General features: G+C 65.9%; 20 protein-coding genes and 1 tRNA gene. 13 read left to right on the plus strand and 8 right to left on the minus strand.

The window, feature by feature from the left end:
* Window positions 1-104: 104 nt before the first annotated feature.
* Window positions 105-1,073, plus strand: coding sequence for a glucokinase (locus tag ACTHQV_RS11010; RefSeq protein WP_440490271.1), 969 nt, complete (start codon window positions 105-107; stop codon window positions 1,071-1,073).
* Window positions 1,070-1,678: a bifunctional 4-hydroxy-2-oxoglutarate aldolase/2-dehydro-3-deoxy-phosphogluconate aldolase gene (gene eda / locus ACTHQV_RS11015; protein ID WP_440490272.1), complete on the plus strand. Its 609-nt coding sequence runs from the start codon at window positions 1,070-1,072 to the stop codon at window positions 1,676-1,678. The genes ACTHQV_RS11010 and eda overlap by 4 nt, the downstream gene beginning before the upstream one ends.
* 153 nt (window positions 1,679-1,831) lie before the next feature.
* On the opposite strand, the gene mltG is transcribed toward eda, so the two are convergent.
* The 6 genes from mltG to fabD form a co-directional block, all read right to left on the minus strand.
* Window positions 1,832-2,800, minus strand: a complete 969-nt coding sequence (gene mltG / locus ACTHQV_RS11020) for an endolytic transglycosylase MltG (RefSeq protein ID WP_440490273.1) — start codon at window positions 2,798-2,800, stop codon at window positions 1,832-1,834.
* A 4-nt stretch (window positions 2,801-2,804) separates the two neighbouring features.
* Window positions 2,805-4,064 (minus strand): beta-ketoacyl-ACP synthase II, encoded by a 1,260-nt coding sequence (gene fabF / locus ACTHQV_RS11025; protein ID WP_440490275.1) that lies wholly within the window; start codon window positions 4,062-4,064, stop codon window positions 2,805-2,807.
* Window positions 4,065-4,181: 117 nt separating this feature from the next.
* Complete coding sequence (locus ACTHQV_RS11030) at window positions 4,182-4,418, minus strand: acyl carrier protein (protein WP_055760552.1); 237 nt, start codon at window positions 4,416-4,418, stop codon at window positions 4,182-4,184.
* Between the two features lie 80 nt (window positions 4,419-4,498).
* On the minus strand, window positions 4,499-5,008 hold the full coding sequence (locus tag ACTHQV_RS11035; RefSeq protein WP_440490276.1) for a hypothetical protein: 510 nt from the start codon (window positions 5,006-5,008) through the stop codon (window positions 4,499-4,501).
* Entirely contained in the window at window positions 5,005-5,742 is a 738-nt protein-coding gene (gene fabG / locus ACTHQV_RS11040; RefSeq protein ID WP_440490278.1) for a 3-oxoacyl-[acyl-carrier-protein] reductase, read from the minus strand. The genes ACTHQV_RS11035 and fabG overlap by 4 nt, the downstream gene beginning before the upstream one ends.
* Before the next feature lie 25 nt (window positions 5,743-5,767).
* On the minus strand, window positions 5,768-6,703 hold the full coding sequence (gene fabD, locus ACTHQV_RS11045) for an ACP S-malonyltransferase (protein WP_440490280.1): 936 nt from the start codon (window positions 6,701-6,703) through the stop codon (window positions 5,768-5,770).
* 208 nt (window positions 6,704-6,911) lie between these two features.
* On the opposite strand from fabD, the gene rpsF reads away from it, so the two are divergent.
* The 8 genes from rpsF (at window position 6,912) to ACTHQV_RS11085 (ending at window position 13,258) form a co-directional block, all read left to right on the plus strand.
* Window positions 6,912-7,337, plus strand: a complete 426-nt coding sequence (gene rpsF / locus ACTHQV_RS11050) for a 30S ribosomal protein S6 (RefSeq protein ID WP_056451105.1) — start codon at window positions 6,912-6,914, stop codon at window positions 7,335-7,337.
* 12 nt (window positions 7,338-7,349) lie between these two features.
* Window positions 7,350-7,574: a 30S ribosomal protein S18 gene (gene rpsR / locus ACTHQV_RS11055; protein WP_010543816.1), complete on the plus strand. Its 225-nt coding sequence runs from the start codon at window positions 7,350-7,352 to the stop codon at window positions 7,572-7,574.
* 12 nt (window positions 7,575-7,586) lie between these two features.
* Entirely contained in the window at window positions 7,587-8,177 is a 591-nt protein-coding gene (rplI, locus tag ACTHQV_RS11060) for a 50S ribosomal protein L9 (protein ID WP_440490281.1), read from the plus strand.
* Window positions 8,178-8,493: 316 nt separating this feature from the next.
* A tRNA-Glu gene (locus tag ACTHQV_RS11065) sits at window positions 8,494-8,568 on the plus strand.
* Between the two features lie 184 nt (window positions 8,569-8,752).
* Entirely contained in the window at window positions 8,753-10,390 is a 1,638-nt protein-coding gene (locus ACTHQV_RS11070; protein ID WP_440490282.1) for a M28 family peptidase, read from the plus strand.
* A 172-nt stretch (window positions 10,391-10,562) separates the two neighbouring features.
* Entirely contained in the window at window positions 10,563-11,651 is a 1,089-nt protein-coding gene (locus ACTHQV_RS11075; RefSeq protein WP_440490284.1) for an AI-2E family transporter, read from the plus strand.
* Window positions 11,652-11,708: 57 nt separating this feature from the next.
* Window positions 11,709-12,812 carry a Gfo/Idh/MocA family protein gene (locus ACTHQV_RS11080; RefSeq protein WP_440490285.1) on the plus strand — a complete coding sequence of 368 codons (1,104 nt, stop codon included), beginning with the start codon at window positions 11,709-11,711 and terminating at the stop codon, window positions 12,810-12,812.
* Complete coding sequence (locus ACTHQV_RS11085) at window positions 12,809-13,258, plus strand: cupin domain-containing protein (RefSeq protein WP_440490286.1); 450 nt, start codon at window positions 12,809-12,811, stop codon at window positions 13,256-13,258. The genes ACTHQV_RS11080 and ACTHQV_RS11085 overlap by 4 nt, the downstream gene beginning before the upstream one ends.
* 31 nt (window positions 13,259-13,289) lie before the next feature.
* Here the strand turns inward: ACTHQV_RS11085 and ACTHQV_RS11090 are convergent, their stop codons facing one another.
* On the minus strand, window positions 13,290-15,863 hold the full coding sequence (locus ACTHQV_RS11090; RefSeq protein WP_440490288.1) for a TonB-dependent receptor plug domain-containing protein: 2,574 nt from the start codon (window positions 15,861-15,863) through the stop codon (window positions 13,290-13,292).
* A gap of 255 nt (window positions 15,864-16,118) precedes the next feature.
* Between ACTHQV_RS11090 and rplU the strand changes: the two genes are divergently transcribed.
* From rplU to ACTHQV_RS11105, 3 genes are all read left to right on the plus strand, one after another.
* A complete protein-coding gene (gene rplU, locus ACTHQV_RS11095) occupies window positions 16,119-16,445 on the plus strand; it encodes a 50S ribosomal protein L21 (RefSeq protein WP_055785208.1) in 327 nt (108 codons plus the stop codon).
* 30 nt (window positions 16,446-16,475) lie between these two features.
* Window positions 16,476-16,745, plus strand: a complete 270-nt coding sequence (gene rpmA, locus ACTHQV_RS11100; RefSeq protein ID WP_055755412.1) for a 50S ribosomal protein L27 — start codon at window positions 16,476-16,478, stop codon at window positions 16,743-16,745.
* Between the two features lie 157 nt (window positions 16,746-16,902).
* Window positions 16,903-17,445 carry a GNAT family N-acetyltransferase gene (locus ACTHQV_RS11105; RefSeq protein ID WP_440490289.1) on the plus strand — a complete coding sequence of 181 codons (543 nt, stop codon included), beginning with the start codon at window positions 16,903-16,905 and terminating at the stop codon, window positions 17,443-17,445.
* Window positions 17,446-17,648: 203 nt separating this feature from the next.
* On the opposite strand, the gene ACTHQV_RS11110 is transcribed toward ACTHQV_RS11105, so the two are convergent.
* A complete protein-coding gene (locus tag ACTHQV_RS11110; protein ID WP_440490290.1) occupies window positions 17,649-17,846 on the minus strand; it encodes a hypothetical protein in 198 nt (65 codons plus the stop codon).
* Window positions 17,847-17,848: the final 2 nt, after the last annotated feature.

Below are 17,848 nucleotides of genomic sequence, written 5' to 3' on the forward strand. Positions count from 1 at the left end.
CGTACCCCCGCGGAGGCGGGGGTCCAGAGCCACAAGCGTCGACCTGCGCGACTCTGGATCCCCGCCTTCGCGGGGATACGCAAAAGGGGTAAAGGGGAGAGGTAATGGAAGTCGTTGCGGTAGATATCGGCGGCACGCACGCCCGCTTCGCGATCGCCGAGGTCGAGGATGGGCGCGTCGTCCACCTCGGCGAGCCGATCACGCAGAAGGTCGCCGAACATGGCAGCCTGCAACTCGCATGGCGGGCATTCGAACGCGATCTGGGCCGTCCGCTACCCAAGGCAGCCAGCCTCGCGGTTGCCTCGCCGGTCAACGACACGCTCATCAAGTTCACTAACAATCCGTGGATCATCCGTCCGCCGCTGATGCAGGAACGGCTGGGCGTCGAAACCTGGACGATCATCAACGATTTCGGCGCGGTCGGCCATGCGGTCGCTCAGGTTGCGGAGGAAGATTTCATCCACCTGTGCGGTCCCGAAGGCCCACTGCCGGACAAGGGCATCGTCACCATCTGCGGTCCCGGCACCGGCCTCGGCGTCGCGCAGTTGCTGCGCACGGCCGAGCGCTATCACGTCCTCGAAACCGAAGGCGGGCATCAGGATTTCGCACCGCTCGACGGGATCGAGGATGCGCTGCTCAAGCGCTTGCGCAAGGCGCATGGCCGCGGCTCGAACGAGCGCGCCTGCGCCGGGCCGTCGATCGTCGCATGGTACGAAACGCTCGCCGAGATCGAGGGCGTGTCGGTGCCGCACAGCGACGACAAGACGATCTGGGCCGCGGCGCTGGACGGCAGTGACAGCATCGCCGTCGCCGCGCTGGACCGTTTCTGCCTGACGCTTGGCGCGGTCGCGGGCGATCTTGCACTGGCGCAGGGGGCGAAGGCGGTAGTGATCGCCGGCGGCCTCGGCCTGCGGCTGAAGGACCATCTGCTCGAATCGGGGTTCGGCACGCGCTTCACCGCGAAGGGCCGGTTCCAGACGCTGATGGCGGGCATCTCCGTCAAACTCATCACCCATCCCCAACCCGGCCTGTTCGGGGCCGCCGCCGCCTTTGCGCAGGAGCACGCTCGATGACCGTCACCATTGCCGACATCATGCAGACCAGCCCGGTCATCCCGGTCCTCGTTGTTCACGACGCGGCTGAGGCGCGCCCGATGGCCGAAGCGCTGGTCAAAGGGGGCTTGCGCGTCCTCGAAGTCACCCTGCGCACGCCCGCTGCACTCGAAGCCATTGCCGAGATGAAGAAGGTCGATGGCGCGATCGTCGGCGCTGGCACCGTCGTCAACGGCGACCAGTTCAAGCAGGCCATGGATGCGGGCAGCGAGTTCATCGTCTCGCCGGGCCTGACCGAAACGATCGCGCGGCCGATCATCGACAGTCGCGTACCGTTCCTGCCTGGTATCGCCAATGCCGGCGACATCATGCGCGGGCTCGACCTGGGCCTGACCCATTTCAAATTCTTCCCCGCCGAAGCATCGGGCGGATTGAAGGCACTGAAGGCGCTTGCCGCCCCCTTCTATCAGGCGAAATTCTGCCCGACCGGCGGCATCACCGAAGCGACTGCGCCAGAATGGCTGGCGTTCGATCCCGTGCTGTGCGTCGGCGGCAGCTGGATCGTCGGCGCGACCCATGCGGAAACCGAAACGCGCGCGCATGCGGCGGCAGGTCTGAAAGCCTGAAAATCCTCCCCATTCATGGGGAGGGGGACCGTCCGGCGCAGCCGGATGGTGAGGGGGATCGCCGCGAAAGATAGCGTTGCGGGTTAGGAGATCCCCCTCCACCATGCTTCGCATGGTCTTCCTCCCCGCGCAGCCGGGAGAAATTAAGACTACCTACATCTCGCCCCGCGCCCTGCGGATGTCGTACCACTTCTTCACATTGGCATTATGCTCGGCCAGCGTGTCGGCAAACACATGGCCGCCGCTGCCGTCCGCGACGAAATACAGCGCCTTCGTCTCCGCCGGATCGAGCACCGCATCGATCGACGCCTTGCCTGGATTGGCGATCGGCCCGACCGGCAGCCCGGCCGATGCATAGGTGTTGTACCCGTTCTTGGCCTGCAACTCCGACCGGCGGATGCGGCGCCCCAGCGGCTTGCCCTTGGTGATCGGGTAGATGACGGTCGGATCGGCCTGCAACCGCATCCCGGTGCGCAGCCGGTTCGAATAGACCGCGGCCACCATCCGGCGTTCAGAGGGTTTACCGGTTTCCTTCTCGACGATCGAGGCAAGGATGATCGCCTCGCGCGGAGTCTTCACCACCGTCGTCGGTTTGCGCTTCTTCCATGCATCGGCAAGATAGCGGTCCATCGCCGCCTGCATCCGCTCGACCAGAGCGGTGCGGCTGCCGTCGCGTTCATAGCTGTAGCTGTCGGGCAGGACGCTGCCCTCGGCGGGCAGCGGTGCGGTGCCGTCCATTTGCGGCGCCTTCGCCACCGCTTCCTGTACCAGTACCGACGGCCAGCCTTCTGGTACCATCACGAAGCGCTGCAGGGTCTTGCCGCCCTGCAACAGTTCGAGCACATCCGCCTGGCTCAGTCCCTTCGGGATGCGATATTCGCCGGCCCGGATCGGTTCGTCGCTGCCGAGGAAACGGGCGAGCAACCGGAAGCGACCGGCCGAGCGGATCGCGCCGGCCTCCTCCAGCTTTTCGGCAGCCGCCGCAAGGCTCGCGCCTTGCGGTACGGTCACCGTCAGCGTCCGCTCCGCCGGACCGGCCCCGCCCCAGCTCTGGATGACGAGGAACAGCGCGCCGATCGCGAGCAGTCCGACGACCAGGCCGAGGCAACCGATCTGGCGCATCGCGTCAGATCGCCTTCATTACCAGTGACGCATTGGTGCCGCCAAAACCGAACGAGTTGTTCAGCACCGCCTTCACCTTCCGCTCCTGCGCGGTGTGCGGAACGAGGTTCACGCCCGCGCAATTCTCCGACGGATTGTCGAGGTTCAGCGTCGGCGGGACGATGCCGTCGCGCATGGCGAGGATGCAGAAGATGCTCTCGACCGCACCAGCGCCGCCCAGCAGGTGGCCGATCGCCGACTTGGTCGACGACATCGCCAGCCCGCCGATCGCGTCGCCGAACAGCCGACGCACCGCGCCCAGTTCCAGTTCGTCGCCGAGCGGGGTCGAGGTGCCGTGCGCGTTGATATAGTCGATGTCCGACAGCGCTAGGCCCGACTTGCGCATCGCCATTTCCATCGAACGGAACGCGCCCGACCCTTCGGGATGCGGGGCAGTTACGTGATAGGCGTCGCCCGACAGGCCATAGCCGATGACTTCGGCATAGATTTTCGCGCCGCGCGCCTTGGCCCGCTCATATTCCTCGAGCACGACGACGCCCGCGCCCTCGCCCATCACGAAGCCGTCGCGGTCACGGTCATAGGGACGCGACGCCTTTTCCGGCTGATCGTTGAACGCGGTCGACAGCGCACGCGCCTGTGCGAAACCGGCAATGCCGAGCGGACAGATCGCGCCCTCGGCACCGCCCGCGAGCATGACGTCGGCATCGTCCATCGCGATCATCCGCGCGGCGTCGCCGATCGAATGGGCGCCGGTCGAACAGGCGGTGACCACCGCATGGTTCGGTCCCATCAGCCCGTATTTGATCGAAACCTGCCCCGAAATCAGGTTGATGAGGCGGCCATGGACGAAGTGTGGCGAGACGCGCGACGGGCCCTTGTTCTCGCACACCAGCGATTCACTGGCGATGCCCGGCAGGCCGCCGATGCCCGCACCGATCGAGCAGCCGGCGCGATAGCGTTCTTCCTCGCTCATGTCGGTCAGGCCGGCATCTTCCAGCGCCTGTCCGGCGGCGTCGATGCCGAAGATGATGAACGGATCGACCTGCCGTTGGATCTTGTGATCGACGCGCAGTCCGGGATCGAAACCATAAGCGTGGTCGGCCGGCTTCACCTCACAGGCGATCCGGCACTTCTGGTTCGACGCATCGAAATGCGTGATCGGACCCGCCCCGGATTTTCCGGCGATCAGGTTCTTCCACGCGGTTTCCACCTCGGCACCCAGCGGGGTCACGAGGCCGAGGCCGGTCACGACTACGCGGCGCATGGCATTACTCTCCGTTCAGATACTTAACGAACGACCCCCCGCCCATGGCTGTTCGCCGGGACGGGGGGCCGTGATGGTTTCGGCAGATGGCGGGACGCAGGTCGCGTCCCCGCCGGATCAGCCCTTGTGCTCGTCGATATAGGTGATCGCGTCCTTGACGGTCGTGATCTTCTCGGCGGCATCGTCGGGAATCTCGACGCCGAATTCTTCCTCGAACGCCATCACCAGCTCGACGATGTCGAGGCTGTCGGCGCCCAGATCGTCGATGAAGCTCGCGTCTTCGGTAACCTTTTCCGCTTCGACGCCGAGATGCTCGACGACGATCTTCTTCACGCGTTCGGCAGTCTCGCTCATATTCATTCCCTCTTCACATCCGGGGTGTATCGTACCTGAACGCCCCTAAAGCGCGTCCGGCCTTGGCGCAAGTCCGTGGCTTAACCCTTGGCAGCGAATAGCCGTGCGAGCGTTGCGGCGTTATAGGCATAACCGCCCATCAGCCGCTGCACCCGCGTATCGCCCTTCTGCGCGCCGGCCAGATTCATCATGCCGCTCATGAAACTGTCGACCTGCGCCGTCTGCTTGCGCGCGAGAAAGGCGTTGAGGACGGCAGGCGGAGTCTGGCTCAGCCGGCGGTTGACGGCGATCGGATCGACGCCCTTCGCGCTCAAGCCCGACGCCAGCGCCTCGACCGCGATGCTGGTGACGACGATCTCCCCGGCGCGGGTATCGGCCTTGCCGGTGCCGGGCTGGCAGGCCGCGGCATGGGCGCGCGCCTTCCGAACTAGCGCCTCGGTCGCGGGGGCAGGCTTCTTACCCTCCAGCACGCCGACGATCATGCCCTGTTGCAGGCGCGCCATATCGGCCTTTGGCATCTTGGTCGCGACGCAGCGGACGACATTCGCATCGCCCGTCGCCAGCATCGCCGCCATCAGCATTACGCTCATACCATCGCCATCCCGCCATTCACATGGATCGTCTGGCCGGTGACATAGCCGGCCTCGCGGCTGACGAGATAGGCAACCGCTGCCGCCACGTCATCGCCAGCGCCCAACGCTCCGGCGGGAATCTTGGTTAGCAGGGCGGTTTTCTGCGCCTCGGGCAGCACTTCGGTCATGGCCGAGGCGATGAAGCCCGGTGCGACGCAATTGACGGTAATGCCGCGGCTGGCCAGTTCGGCGGCCATAGCCTTTGACATGCCGACCAGACCCGCCTTCGACGCGGCATAGTTGGCCTGCCCGGGATTGCCGGTCTGCCCGACGACCGAGGTGATCGAGACGATGCGGCCGAAGCGCGCCTTCATCATCGGCTTGGCAGCGGCGCGGCACAGGCGGAACGCGGCTTCGAGGTTGACGCGGATCACCTGATCCCATTCGTCGTCCTTCATCCGCATGGCGAGATTGTCGCGGGTCACGCCGGCATTGTTGACGAGGATGTCGAGCTTGCCGAGCGCGGCCACCGCCTGCGGCACGAGGCCGTCGACGGCGGCGCCGTCGGACAGGTTGCAGGCGATCGCGACATGCTCGCCGCCCAGTTCATCGCGAAACGCATCGAGCTTCGCGGCATTCGAGCCGGACACGGCGAGGCGCGCGCCCTGTGCGGCGAGGGCCTTGGCAATGGCGGACCCGATCCCGCCACTGGCACCGGTTACGAGGGCGGTCATTCCCGATAAGTCGAACATGTGCAAATTCTCCAATAGATTCGGATTACAACCGCCCAACCAGCGCCTCGATGTCGGCCATCGCCACCACGCTGGTCACGGTTGCGTCGGGGGCGATGCGCTTGACCATGGCGCCCAGCACCTTGCCGCCCAGTTCGACGAAGTCGCTGACGCCCGCGTCCTGCATCGCCAGCACCGATTCCCGCCAGCGGACCATGCCGGTCACCTGCTCGACCAGCAGGCGGCGGATCGTTTCCGGGTCGGCTACGGGCGCGGCGGTGACGTTGGCGTAGACCGGGACGACCGGCGCCGACAGCGCGACGTCGGCGAGCGCCGCCGCCATCGCGTCGGCGGCCGGCTGCATCATCGGGCAGTGGAACGGCGCCGACACCGGCAGCACGACCGCGCGCTTGATCCCCATTTCCTTGGCCAGCGGGACCGCGCGCTCGATCGCGGCCCTCGCGCCCGAGATTACGACCTGCGACGGATCATTGTCATTGGCGACGGTGCAGACGTCCCCCTCCGCCGCCGCTTCGGCCAGTGCCTGAGCCTTGGCTAGGTCGGCGCCGAGCAGCGCGGCCATCGCCCCCTCACCCACCGGCACCGCCGCCTGCATCGCCTGCCCGCGCAGTTTCAGCAGCCGCGCGGTCGTCGACAGGTCGAGCGCGCCCGCGGCACACAGCGCAGTATATTCGCCGAGCGAATGGCCCGCGACGAAATCCGCCTTGTCGGCCAGCCGCACCCCGCCCTCGCGCTCCAGCACGCGCAGCGTCGCGATGGCGTTGGCCATGATCGCGGGCTGCGCATTCTCGGTCAGCAGAAGTTCGGCATCGGGACCCTCGGTCATCAGCCGGAACAGATGCTGGCCCAGCGCCTCGTCGACCTCCTGAAACACCTCGCGCGCATGCGGGCTGGCGGCGGCGAGCGCCGCGCCCATGCCGACCGACTGGCTGCCCTGTCCGGGAAAGAGGAATGCGCGCATCGATAGCTCCTGACGAAAATGTTGGCGCGGCCTAGTCGCTCGGGGCGACCGGGCGCAAGACCGCTTGCGTTTCGCGGACGATCGGCTATGGGCTCCAGCTTCGGGGTGACGGGCGACCGCCGCCCCGACATGCATTTGAAGACGACAGCCGGAGGGGCGTTCGCGATTGGCGCGGCGTCAGCGATCGGCCAACAGACGAGAAAGACACATGGCTCTCTACGAGCACGTGTTCCTTGCGCGCCAGGATCTGGCACAGGCGCAGGTGGACGCGCTGGCGGAAACCGCCACCAAGATCGTTCAGGACATGAACGGCAAGGTCGTCAAGACCGAGACCTGGGGCCTGCGCAGCCTCGCCTATCGCATCGCGAAGAACCGCAAGGCGCATTACGTCATGCTCGAAATCGACGCGCCGGGCGACGTCGTGGCCGAGCTGGAGCGTCAGACGCAGATTAACGAAGACGTGATCCGCTTCATGACCGTCAAGGTCGACGCCCATGAAGAAGGTCCGACCGTGATGATGCGCAAGAGCGAGCGTTCGGAGCGTGGCGACCGCCGTGGCGGCCGTGATCGCGACGATCGTGGCGACCGTGGTCCGCGCCGTGAGCGCGAGCCGTCGGCCGAAGTCGAAGCGTAAGGAGCAGCACCCATGGCACGTCCGTTTTTCCGCCGCCGCAAGAGCTGCCCCTTCTCCGCGAAGGACGCTCCCCGGATCGATTACAAGGATGTTCGTCTGCTGCAGGGCTTCGTGTCCGAACGCGGCAAGATCGTCCCGTCGCGCATCACTTCGGTGAGCGCCAAGAAGCAGCGCGAACTGGCCCAGGCCATCAAGCGCGCCCGCCATCTGGGCCTGCTGCCCTACATCGTTAAGTAAGGAGCGCCCGACATGGACGTCATTCTGCTGGAACGCGTCGAGAAGCTCGGCGCCATCGGCGACGTGGTGAAGGTAAAGGACGGCTTCGCCCGTAACTTCCTGCTGCCGCGCAAGAAGGCGCTGCGCGCCAACGAAGCCAACAAGAAGGTGTTCGAGGCGAACCGCGAGCGGATCGTCGCCGAAAATGCCGCCCGTCGTACCGACGCCGAAGCCGAAGCCAAGACGCTGGAAGGCGTGTCGGTCACGCTGATCCGTCAGTCGTCGAACACTGGCCAGCTCTACGGTTCGGTCGCGGTCCGCGATCTGGTCGAAGCGCTTGTCGCCGACGGCCACAAGGTCGACAAGTCGCAGGTCGTGCTCGATCGCCCGATCAAGGCGATCGGCCTGTACGACGTGAAGGTTGCGCTGCACCCCGAAGTCACCACCATCGTCAAGGTGAACGTCGCCCGTTCGCCGGAAGAAGCCGAGATGCAGGCGCAGGGCGTCGACGTCATGGCGTCGATGTTCGAGCGTGACGACGCCGGCTTCACCGAAGACTATGACCCCAACGCCGAGCCGGGCGACATCGCCCGCGACGACGCGAACGAAGAAGCGCAGGGCTGATCCCCTCGCCTCAACGAACAACGAAAGGCCGCCGGAGCGATCCGGCGGCCTTTTGTTTTTGCGATGGGCGCGGGTGTGGCGAAGGCGGTTACGGGCAGACGACGCAGGTCCCGATGACGGCGGCAAGCGGGATCAGCGACAGGATCAGCGGAACGGCCTTGGCCATGACAAATGCCTTTGTTGACAGGGTTTGTCGGTTCAATTCCGCAACGGGCAAAAGGTTTCGCGGCGATGAACGGCTGGCGCGCGACGAAACGTCCTCCCCACGGCTTGACGCGACGAACGGCGCGGCGTAGGAGCGCCCCTCCCCGCAAGCGGCCCCTTCGTCTAGCGGTTAGGACGTCGCCCTCTCACGGCGAAAACACGAGTTCGATTCTCGTAGGGGTCACCAGCCGCGCCGACGCAATTGCCGTCACGGCGTTTTGGCAGCGCACCGCGGACGCCCCCCATCGCATCGGCAGAGCGGCAACCGCCGGGACGTGGTGCTGGCGAGCCCTAACGCCCCTTGTCCCACCCGCGTTGCCTGACCGCTTTCGCCATGGCACAGTCGGCCCTCCAGCGTTTCCGGAGGTTCGATGCGTTCGTTGTTGCTCGCCCCATGCCTGACCCTCGCCGCATCGGCGCTTGCGCAGACGGCCCATGCCCCGGTGTCGATCGAAACGGTCAAGGAAGCGACCCGAGTCCTGTCGTCCGACGCGTTCGAGGGGCGCGCGCCGGGTACGCCGGGCGAGGAGAAGACGCTCGCCTATCTCGCCGAACAATTCGCCAAGGCCGGACTGAAGCCCGGGAACAAGGGCAGCTGGTTTCAGGACGTGCCGCTGGTCGAGATCACCAGCCGCAACGTGTCGCCGCTGACCTTCACTGGCGCGGGCAGCCCGATCGCGCTCAACTATGGCCCCGACATGGTCGTCGCGACTTATCAGGTGACGCCGAAATCGGTCGTGGCAAACAGTGATGTCGTCTTCGTCGGCTATGGCATCAACGCGCCGGAAAAGGGGTGGAACGACTATGCCGGCACCGATGTGCGCGGCAAGACGGTGCTGATCCTGGTCAACGACCCCGATTATGCCAGCTCGACGCTCAACGGACCGTTCGGGGGCAAGGCGATGACCTATTATGGCCGCTGGACCTACAAGTTCGAGGAAGCGGCACGGCAGGGTGCCGCCGCCGCGATCATCATCCACGACACGGTGCCCGCCGCCTACGGCTGGAACGTCGTCCAGTCGAGCTGGACCGGACCGCAGCAGGTGGCCGACGCCGCCAACGACCATATGGATCAAAGCAAGGCGATCGGCTGGATGCAGCTGCCCGCGGCAAAGCGGCTGATCGCGGCGGCGGGGAAGAATTACGACCAGCTGGTCGCGGCCGCGCAGAAGAAGGGCTTTCGCGCGGTGCCGCTGAGCGGGGTCAGGGCAAGCGTGTCGTTCGACAATCAGGTGCGTCGCCATGCGTCCAAGAACGTGATCGGCATCCTGCCCGGCACCAAGCGTCCGGACGAGGTCGTACTGTTCACCGGCCATTGGGACCATCTCGGCCGGTGCGAGGCCGCGCCCGACGGCGACGATATCTGCAACGGCGCGATCGACAATGCGACCGGCACCGCCGCGTTGATCGGGCTGGCGCAGGCGAATGCGAAAGCCGGCGCGACCGAGCGCAGCCAGGTCTATCTGGCGGTTACCGGCGAGGAATCGGGGCTGCTCGGCTCGGCCTATTATGGCGACCATCCGGTCTATCCGCTCGCCACGACCGTGGGCGGCATCAACATGGATGCCCTGTCGGTCGCCGGGCCGGCGCGCAACGTCGTGGTCGTCGGCAAGGGCAAGTCGGAACTCGACACCTATCTGAACCGCGCGCTGGCCGCGCAGGGCCGGGTGGCGGAAGCCGATCCCAGCCCGCAGAACGGCTATTACTACCGCTCCGACCATTTCAGCCTCGCTAAGCATGGCGTGCCGATGCTGTATGTCGATTCGGGCGACGATCTGGTCGACGGCGGCAAGGCGGCCGGCGAAGCGGCGGCGAAGGACTATACCGAGAAGCGCTATCACGGTCCCAAGGACGAATATGATCCGAACTGGAACTGGGCGGGCGTCGCGCAGGATTTGAGCCTATTCTACACGGTCGGGCGCGAACTGGCGAATACGACTGCGTGGCCGAACTGGGTAGCGGGCGACGAATTCCGCGCCATCCGCGACCGCAGTCGCGCGGGGCAGTAGGCCGGTCTCCACCCGAGCGACGCGCCCCTTAAGCCGCGAGGCATAACCGTCCTTTCGGGCGATAGCGCTCTATTGTCCCGGTCCCAGGGAGCATAGAGCGCGCCCCGGCGTTCCGCTTGCGCAACGACCACTTCCGGCGCTCCGCCGAGTCGATAATATAGGGCAAGAAAGCATGGCGATCGTTCGGCGGCGTGTCGAATCCGGTGGATTCATCCTGTTCCTCGCGCTGGTGACGATCGGGCTGACGCTGGTCGTGTCGAGCTTTGCCGGCGCGCTGTTGTGGGCGGCACTGGCGGCGCTGTTGTTCCAGCCCTTGTTCCAGCGGTTGCTGCGCTGGCGGCCGGGGCAGCGCAATCTGGCGGCGGCACTGACTCTGCTCATCATCACCGTCGCCGTGGTCATCCCCGCCCTCGTCATTGCCAGCATGGTCGTCGAGCAGGCGGCGGGCGTCTATACCCAGTTGCGCAGCGGCCAGATCAACTTCGCGACCTATTTCGAACAGGTGCACAGCGCCCTGCCGCAACGCCTGCAGCATGCGATCGACAGCGCGGGCTTCGGCAGTCTCGAGCGGGCCCAGGCCCGTGTGTCCGAGGCGGTCGGTGCCAGCGCCAGCGTGCTCGCCCGCAGCGCGCTTTCCATCGGCGCCAATGCCGCCGCGTTCCTGCTCGCCTTCGGCGTCGGGCTGTACGTCACCTATTTTCTGCTCCGGGACGGCGACCGGCTAGGGCCGGCGATCGTGCGCTCGTTGCCGCTGGAACGCGACGTCGCGTGGCGGCTGGCCAACAAGTTCACCGCCGTCGTCCGCGCAACGATCAAGGGGTCGGGCGTGGTCGCGCTGGTGCAGGGGGCGCTCGGCGCGATCACCTTCTGGATCGTCGGCCTGCCCGCCGCTTTGCTATGGGGCGTGGTGATGGCGATCGCGGCGTTGCTGCCGGCGGTGGGGCCGGCGATCATCTGGACCCCGGTTGCGATCTATCTGCTCGCGACGGGTGCGATCTGGCAGGGGGTGGTCGTGATCGCGTCGGGCGTAATGGTCATCGGGCTGGCCGACAATATCCTGCGGCCGTTGCTGGTCGGGCGCGATACCGGCATTCCCGACTGGCTGGTGCTGGTGACGACGCTGGGCGGCATCGACCTGATGGGGCTGAGCGGGATCGTCGTCGGGCCGCTGGCCGGGGCGCTGTTCATCACCGCTTGGGGCATCCTGACCGAGCAGCGCGCCGGGCGAAACGCAGACGGTGACGACAAATCAACGGCATAGCTTGTAACGACGGTCGCACCGGGTCATCCTGCGCAAAACGTTGCCGGAGAGAGAGCCATGGACATCGGCCGTCGCGAACTGATCCTCACCGCCGCCGCCCTGTCGATCGCACCCGGTTGTGCATCGTTCGGCCAATCCGACCGCAAGCTCGGCTACGCCATTGTCGGCCTTGGCGGCTATGGCCTTGGCCGGATCATCCCCGAATTCGAGCATTGCGCGCATAGCCGCCTTGCTGCGGTGGTCAGCGGCGACCGGGCCAAGGCCGAGCGGGTGGCGAAGGAACACGGCCTGCCAGCCCGCGCTATCTATTCGTACGAGAATTACGACCGCATTCGCGACAATCCGGACATCGACATCGTCTATGTCTGCCTGCCCAATTCGATGCATGCCGAATATTCGATCCGCGCGTCGCAAGCGGGCAAGCATGTCCTGTGCGAAAAGCCGATGGCGGTGTCGGTCGCCGAATGCGAGGCGATGATCGCCGCCGCGCGCACGGCGAACCGCAAGCTGATGATCGGCTATCGCAGCCATTTCGAACCACATAACCGGGAAGCGATGCGCCTCGCCCGGACCGGCGCGGTCGGTCGGACCCGCTATGTCCGGTCCGAACATGGCTTCAATTTCGGCGACCCCAATGCGTGGCGGCTCAAGCGCGCGCTGTCGGGCGGCGGGTCGCTGATGGATATCGGCATCTATGCGTTGCAGGCGGTACGCTACATGACCGGCGAGGAACCCATCGCCGTCACCGCGCGCGAATCGACCGACCGCCGCGATCCGCGGTTTCGCGAGGTCGAGGACATGATCGACTTCACGCTCGATTTCCCCTCCGGCGCGATCGGCAGTTGCATGTCGATGTACAGCGCCAACCGCAACCAGATCCTGCTGATGGGTGAGACCGGCCGGATCGAGATGGAACCCGCGACCAGCTATAGCGGACAGCGACTCTGGGTCGGCGGCGACCGCGAGCGACAGGTGACGCCACCACCGGGGTCGGGCAGGAACCAGTTCGCAGCCCAGCTCGATCACCTGTCGGAATGCGCGGTCAGCGGGCGCGAACCGATCGTGTCGGGCGAGGAAGGATTACGCGACATGCGGATCATCGAAGCCATTTATCGATCTGCGCGTGAGGGGCGAACGATCCGGCTGGAGCCGCGCGCATGATGCTGGCGACGCTGGCACTGCTGCTGGCCGGACAAGCGGCGGACCCGACGAGCTTTGCGAGCAGCGCCGACGTCGCGGCGGAAGTCGAGGCGATGGGCAATGCGATGAAGCCCGACCAGAGATTTGCTTGGAAGCCGCTGGTCCGCGATGGCAGCCGGGTGGCGGCACTGGAATATTGGAAGGCGCCGGGACGTCCGGCGGTCCATCCCGATCAGGCGGAATATGCGATCGTCATCGCCGGCGAAGGCACGCTACGGGCGGGCGGCACGATGGTCGGCGGCCGGCAGACCCAGCCGGGCCTGATCGAGGGTGACCGCATCGACGGCGCGACCGAGCGGCGGTTGCGTCCGGGCGACGTGATGCTGATCCCGGCGGGGGTGCCGCACTGGTTCGGGATCACCGGCGACCGGCTGGTGTTGCTCGGCACCAAGCTGCCGACGAAATGAGCGGGCAGGAACCCCTGCCCGCCCGTCACGATCAGAACTTCACGCCAGCGCGCGCGTAGAGATAACGCCCGTTGAAGCCAAATGGCGAGAAGCTCGAGTATGGAATGAAATAGTTGTTGATCGCCGTCGCGCCGAGGATCGGATTGCGCGTCGGATAGACGTCGAACAGGTTGTTCGCGCCGATCGCCAGTTCGAACTGCCCCGGCGTCGCGCGGAGTTCGACGTCGGTCAGCCACTTGGGTTCGAGCTCGACGTCGGTCGCCGCCGCCCCGCCAGGCGACAGGGTGTTGCCGAAGCGGTTGGTGCGCGCGGTCAAGCCGAAGATGCCCTGCGACCAGTCGAGCCCGGCATTCACCTTCGAGCGCGGCTGTCCTTGCGTCAGGCGCAGCGATTCCTGCCGCCCGAACAGCGTGACACCGGGAATCGCCGACAGCGTCGAGCGATCGGTAATGTCAGTCTGGTTGTAATTGTAGCCGGCGGTCAGCGTGACGCTGCCGATGCCGAGATCGGGCACGCGATACGTGCCGACGACCTCGACACCCTGCGTCCGGGTATCGATGCCGTTGATGAAGAAGCGGGCGGAGGTGATGTCCTGTATCCCCGCGCCGCGCAGCACCGCGACGACCGCCGCACCCTGCAGGTTTTCGGACAGGATGATGCGGTCGTTGATCTTGATGTTGTAATAGTCGGCGGTCAGCGTCAGCCCGCGCAGCGGCGTCAGCGTCAGGCCGCCACCGATATTGACCGACTTTTCGGCCTCCAGCTGACGCGAACCCAGCGCGCGGGCAACCGGATCGCCGACGCGGAAGGTACCGATCTCGACCAGCGTTCCGCCGATATTCTGCGTGGCGAAGGACGAGAAGAATTGCTGCGCGAGGCTCGGCGCGCGGAAGCCGGTCGAGATCGAGCCGCGCACCGCCGCCCATTCGACCGGCGCGAAGCGGGTCGCCAGCTTGCCGTTGATCGTGTCGCCGAAGTCGCTGAAATGTTCATAGCGGCCGGCGGCGACGACGTTGAATGCATCGCTGACCTTGCCGTCCAGTTCGGCATAGCCGGCAAAGCTGTCGCGCGACGCGTCGACGGCGGTGGTCGGCGAGAAGCCGGGGAAGCCCTGCGACCCGGCGGCGGCACCGTTGCTGAACGCGAACGGCCCGGCGGCATAGCTTTGCAGTTCGCCGGCGACGATGCGATAATTCTCGTTGCGATACTCGCCGCCCAGCGCCAGCGACAGTTGCGACAGGAAGCCGACGGCGATGTCGCGTTGCAGGTCGAGGTTCACCGTCTGCTGGCCAAAGCGCGTGCCCCCGGCATTGAACGCACGCTGCGACTGCGGTCCGAACGATGCGTTGTAGCTGTTCTCGATCCGGAAATCGAAGCTGTTGGTGCCGTAGACATAGGACAGGTCGTAGTTGAAGCCGGCAATATCGCCCTTCACGCCCAGCGCGCCGGAGAAATCCTCCATCTGGCTGGTAATCAGCGGCAGGAAGCCGTCGGCGTAGAACGGCGTGCAGACCGTGCCGGTGAAGGTGCAGTTGCGCAGGTCCTGGATGTTGCTGTTGGCGTCACGACCCGATGCGCGGCGGTAGAAGGCGGCGCTTTCGCCGTCGCGGATGCCGTAGCTGCCGAAGATATACAGCTCAGACGTCGCGCCGATGTCGACGCCGCCGTTCAGGAAGAAGTTGAAATCGGTGGTCTTCGCATCGCCATAGCGATGGTTGACGCGGTCGTAGCTGAACTCGCGCGGATCGACGCCGCCGGCCGATAGCAGCGGATAATTGCGGCGCGGATCATAGCCGGCACGGTTGGTCGGCTCGCGATCGCGATATTCGCCGGTCAGGTTGAGATAGGCGGTCTCGCCCATCGGCAGGCCCATGTTCGCGGCGAAGGTGACGGTGCGCCCGTCGCGCACTTCGCGATCCTGCCCGGTCTCTTCGAGCACATAGGTGCCGTCGGCACGGACCTGCGGCTGGCCGTTCGCCTGCCGGGCAACGCCCGACACTTCGGACACGCCCTCCATCGACGAGACATATTTGCCATAGGTCATCGTCGCACGACCGCCTTCGCGGCGCTTGAGCTGGACGTTGATGACGCCCGCGATCGCGTCGGAACCATATTGCGACGACGCGCCATCGCGCAGCACATCGATCCGCTCGATCGCGAGGCTCGGGATGGTGTTCAGGTCGACCGCCGACGAACCGCGCCCGACCGATCCGTTGGCGTTGAGCAGCGATGTCGTATGGCGGCGCTTGCCGTTCACCAGCACCAGCGTCTGATCGGGCGACAGGCCGCGCAGCGTCGCCGGACGGACCACGTCGGTACCGTCGGTGATCGACGGCTGTGGGAAGTTGAACGACGGGACCAGTTGGTTCAGCAGCTTGTTTGTTTCGGTATAGCCGGCATTGACCAGCGTATCGCCGGTGATGACGTCGACCGGCACCGGGCTTTCGGCGACGGTGCGGCCCTGTGCGCGCGTACCGACGACGACGATCTCCTCGCCCGCGGGCACGTCAGCGGCGGGCGGCGGCGCGTCGGCGACCTGTGCGAAGGCAGGCATAGCGGTGAGCGCCGTCGACAGAATGAGTGCGGTGAAAACCGGTTTACGCATGAAAATCTCCCCGAAACCGCCCTTTTAAGGCTGGTCGTTGCGCGACCTTGTTCGGGCGGGACATATTCGGGCGCAACCCTACGTCAGATGGCGTAACACGATTGTCACGCCCCTGTTGCCGCGCCGCAACATCGGTTTCGTGGTCGAATCACCTGTTCGGCATTGACAGAGCCGGCCTGCTTGCCTAGTCACGATCCACTTGCCGCGTGGGGTATCTCCGCGCGGACATATGCATTTGGGAAAGAAGCAAGGGCCATGTTCGCAATCGTGCGCACGGGCGGCAAGCAGTATCGCGTTGCCGCAGGAGACAAGATCGTCGTCGAGAAGCTCGATGGCGAAGCTGGCAGCAACGTGACGCTCGGCGACGTGCTCCTTGCCGGCGAAGGTTCGGAACTGAAGTCGGTCGAAGGGCTGACGGTTTCGGCGGAAATCATCGCGCAGGCGAAGGGCGAGAAGGTCATCGTCTTCAAGAAGCGCCGCCGGCACAACTACCGTCGCAAGAACGGTCATCGCCAGCAGCACACCATCCTGAAGATCACCGCGATCGGCGACAAGCGCGCTGACGACAGCGCCGCCGCATAAGCGCCCGAGCGAATACGAGGAGTTTGAACCATGGCACATAAAAAAGCAGGCGGTTCGTCGCGCAACGGTCGTGACTCGGCCGGCCGTCGCCTTGGCGTGAAGAAGTTCGGTGGCCAAGAAGTGGTCGCCGGCAACATTATCGTGCGTCAGCGCGGCACCAAGTTCTACCCGGGCGTGAACGTCGGCATGGGCAAGGACCATACCCTGTTCGCGCTGGTCGATGGCCGCGTGGCGTTCAAGGAAGGCAAGCTCGGCCGCAAGTTCGCCTATGTCGAGATGCAGGCGCAGGCCGCAGAATAACGGGCTACCACACGGGTCGCCCACCAGGGTGACCCGGGTTCCGGCGACGGAACCAGCCAACAAGAGGGAGGCGGGTCACCCCGGCTCCCTTTTTTATTGCTCTCTCCGGCCCCTGCCCGCCCCGCAAGCGGAGGCGCGGCGCATTGGAGAGATGCTGATGTTCGCCCGTACCGAACGCCTGACCCTGCGCCCCGGCTGGATCGAGGACGCGCCCGCGTTGCTTGCCGCGATGGGGCATGAGGCGGTTATCCGTAACCTGTCGCGCCCGCCCTGGCCCTATACGCTGGCCGATGCCGAGGCGTTCGTCGCCGCGTGGCAGGGCGATCCCGGTCCGCTGTTCCTGATTTTCGCGCATAATGCCGGGCGCTGCGACCTGATCGGCGGAATCGGCATCGGTCCACTCGGCGACCAGCCGCACGTCATGGGGTATTGGTTGACGCCGTCGGCTTGGGGACGCGGATACGCAACCGAAGCGGGGCGCGCCTCGCTGGACATCGCCGCTACGCTCGGCATCGAACGAGTTTTGGCCGGTCACTATGTTGACAATCCGGCGTCGGGCGCGGTGCTGCGGCGGCTGGGCTTCGTCGCGACCGGCACGCGCAGCGCCATCCATTCGCGCTGTCGGGGCATGGAGGTCGAGACGATCGACTATGCGATCGAGCTGACCGATCGCCGCCACGCTCGACGGCTGGCGGCCTGAACCATGCGGAACGCACGCGCCGTCCGGCTGGTTGATGCCACACGGCGCTGCTGCCGCATGAGAGGACGCCCGCGATGATCGATCCCGACACGCCCGAACAGGAAGAAATGGAAGAGGTACAGGAAGAAGCCGCCGAGGAACGCGAGGAAGAAGGCGGCTATCAGTAATCGCCCGGTCGGGGCGCGGCGCAGCGCCCGCCCCGATCAACCCCCCAGCAGATCGAGATAGCCGACCACGTCGTTGCTGGTCTGCAGATACAGGCCGGCCTGCATCTCCGCAGGCTCGCGCGCCGCCGCCGCCATCGCCTCAGCCAACGTGCCGTACAGGATGGTCGTCGCGACGCCGCCTTCATCGTCGAGATGATAGAGGCGGACCGCCGCTTCTTCCGATACCGTGCGCATCA

Source organism: Sphingomonas sp. SAFR-052 (assembly GCF_051965015.1).
Taxonomy (GTDB): domain Bacteria; phylum Pseudomonadota; class Alphaproteobacteria; order Sphingomonadales; family Sphingomonadaceae; genus Sphingomonas.